This window comes from Fretibacterium fastidiosum, assembly GCF_000210715.1.
GTDB classification, from domain to species: domain Bacteria; phylum Synergistota; class Synergistia; order Synergistales; family Aminobacteriaceae; genus Fretibacterium; species Fretibacterium fastidiosum.
Genome location: NC_021038.1, coordinates 39,202 through 41,277, shown reverse-complemented (window position 1 = coordinate 41,277; position 2,076 = coordinate 39,202). Strand labels below are relative to the sequence as shown.

The window sequence follows — 2,076 nt, the reverse complement described above, 5'->3', positions numbered from 1 at the left end:
TTTGATTCTTGTCGTTTATCTACATTCATGTTAAACTTTTTTTATGTCGTCACAACGATGGACGCAATCTAAAACGTGTGTTTTTAATATTGGCTACCACCTCATCTGGTGTCCTAAATACAGGCGCAGGGTGCTGGTGGGCGACGTAGAAAGCAGACTAAAGGAGCTTCTGTATGAGAAAGTCGAAGAAATTGGCGTATCTATCGCAAGATTGAAGGTTATGCCGGATCATGTTCATCTTTTCGTCAAAACAAAACCTGGTAAACGCACCACACTATGTAGTCCAGCAATTTAAGGGCTACACTTCGCGTTTTTTGCGTTTAGAATTTCCCCATCTCTTGAAGATGCCTTCCCTTTGGACGCGTTCGTACTATTGTGAATCCGTAGGGCATATTTCGGAAAAAACAGTGCTTAAATACATTGAGGAGCAAAAGAATAAGTGAGAACCTACGTCTTTAAGCTCTATCAGTCAAAGAGGAACGGACGGCTGCACCAAACGATCGACATCGCCGGGCGTATCTGAAATCACCTCATTGCCCTGCACCGCAGGTATTATCGCCGTTAGAGGTGACGGTAATGTCAACCATCAGACCAATAGAATGTCTTCAGGACACAAACGCCATTGCGGCGCTGTGCCGGCAGAAGGACGAGCCCGTGTTCCTTACGAAGGAGGGGGACGACGGGCTGGTCATCATGACAACGCAGGCGTACGCGCGGCAGTTTTGCCTGCTGGACGTGTATCGCAAACTGGCAGCCGCCGAGCAGCAGCTTGTCGATGGAGAGCCGCTGCTGAACGCGGACGATGTCTTCCGGCGCCTGAGAGAAAAACATGGATGATGAACACTTCCATGTCCGCTTTACCCCATTGGCGTATGAGGACATGGACGAGATTGATGACTACATCAGCGTGACGCTGGGCGATCCAGAGGCCGCTGAGAAACTGTTGAGTAAAATTGAGCAGGAGCTTCAACATCTGACACGTTATCCCAGAATCGGCGCACAACCACGAGACACGTTTCTTGCCTCGAGGGGCTATCGAAAACTAGTCGTTGAAAATTATCTCGTCTTCTACATTCTGCATGAAGCGGAACATGAGGCCGTGGTAATGCGCGTCCTGTACGGCGCCAGGGAATACCGCAGTCTGTTGTGACCTGAAATTCAAACGGAGGCGATGGCCTGTGCGCTGCGCCGGTGGAAGCGTTGGAGGGCGGAGTGCGCTGCCCTTATGCATACTCGAAATATTAAAGAACTATTCCGACGAGGAGCACCCCCTCACGTCGGGGGAGATCATCAAAAAGCTCAAGGCCGACTACGGCCTGAGCGCGGTGCGCAACGCGGTGGGGCGGAACCTCTCGCTGCTCTGCGAGCTGGGCTGGGACATCAGCACCTACGAGGAGAACGGCTGAGGCGCCTACCTGAGGAGCCGGGAGCTCTCGGACGTCGAGCTGCGGGTGCTCATCGACAGCGTGCTGTCCTCCCGGTACATACCGCAGGAGGACGCCCGAAGCCTCATCGGAAAATTGGTCGGCCTGGCCAACCACTACTTTCAGGGCCGGCTTAGCCACGTCCACTCTCTGCCCCTCTGGCCCCACCACCGAAACGGGGCGTTCTTCGAGAACCTGGACCGCGTCGAGGAGGCCATCGAGGACAGAAGACGGCTCCGCTTCATCCTGAACTCCGTCAGCGTCAACGGGGAGCTGGTCCCCCGCGGGGGGCGTCCCTACGTCGTCCACCCCTTCGCCATGGTCTGCACCAACGGCCAATACTACCTGATCGGCTGCTACGACGGCCGAGACAATCTCACCCATTACCGGATCGATCGCATGACGGACGTCGAGGTCCTGGACGAGAGTGCCCGCCCCATCTGGAGCCTGCCGGCCTATCGGGACAGGAGCTTCGACGCCGCGCTCTACGCCCAGGAGCACCACTTCATGTTCGGCGGGGAGCCCAGGACAGTGGTGCTGAAGATGTCCCGCTCCTGCGCGGGAGACGTGCTGGACGCCTTCGGAAGCCGGGCTTCCATGACCCCGATCGACGACGACCTGATGAAGGTGCGCGTCACCGCCGCTCTCGAGG

4 protein-coding genes and 1 pseudogene are annotated in these 2,076 nt (G+C 55.9%); all 5 read left to right on the top strand.

The window, feature by feature from the left end; all coding sequences use genetic code 11:
* Positions 1-43: 43 nt before the first annotated feature.
* Positions 44-443 (top strand): annotated as a pseudogene (gene tnpA, locus SY1_RS00205) (IS200/IS605 family transposase).
* A gap of 133 nt (positions 444-576) precedes the next feature.
* Positions 577-837 (top strand): hypothetical protein, encoded by a 261-nt coding sequence (locus SY1_RS00200; protein WP_015555785.1) that lies wholly within the window; start codon positions 577-579, stop codon positions 835-837.
* Positions 830-1,150 carry a type II toxin-antitoxin system RelE/ParE family toxin gene (locus SY1_RS00195; protein ID WP_015555784.1) on the top strand — a complete coding sequence of 107 codons (321 nt, stop codon included), beginning with the start codon at positions 830-832 and terminating at the stop codon, positions 1,148-1,150. The genes SY1_RS00200 and SY1_RS00195 overlap by 8 nt, the downstream gene beginning before the upstream one ends.
* Before the next feature lie 28 nt (positions 1,151-1,178).
* Positions 1,179-1,406, top strand: coding sequence for a hypothetical protein (locus SY1_RS00190; RefSeq protein WP_208872452.1), 228 nt, complete (start codon positions 1,179-1,181; stop codon positions 1,404-1,406).
* A 45-nt stretch (positions 1,407-1,451) separates the two neighbouring features.
* On the top strand, positions 1,452-2,076 hold a 625-nt coding region (locus tag SY1_RS00185; protein WP_208872451.1), incomplete at its 3' end, for a helix-turn-helix transcriptional regulator.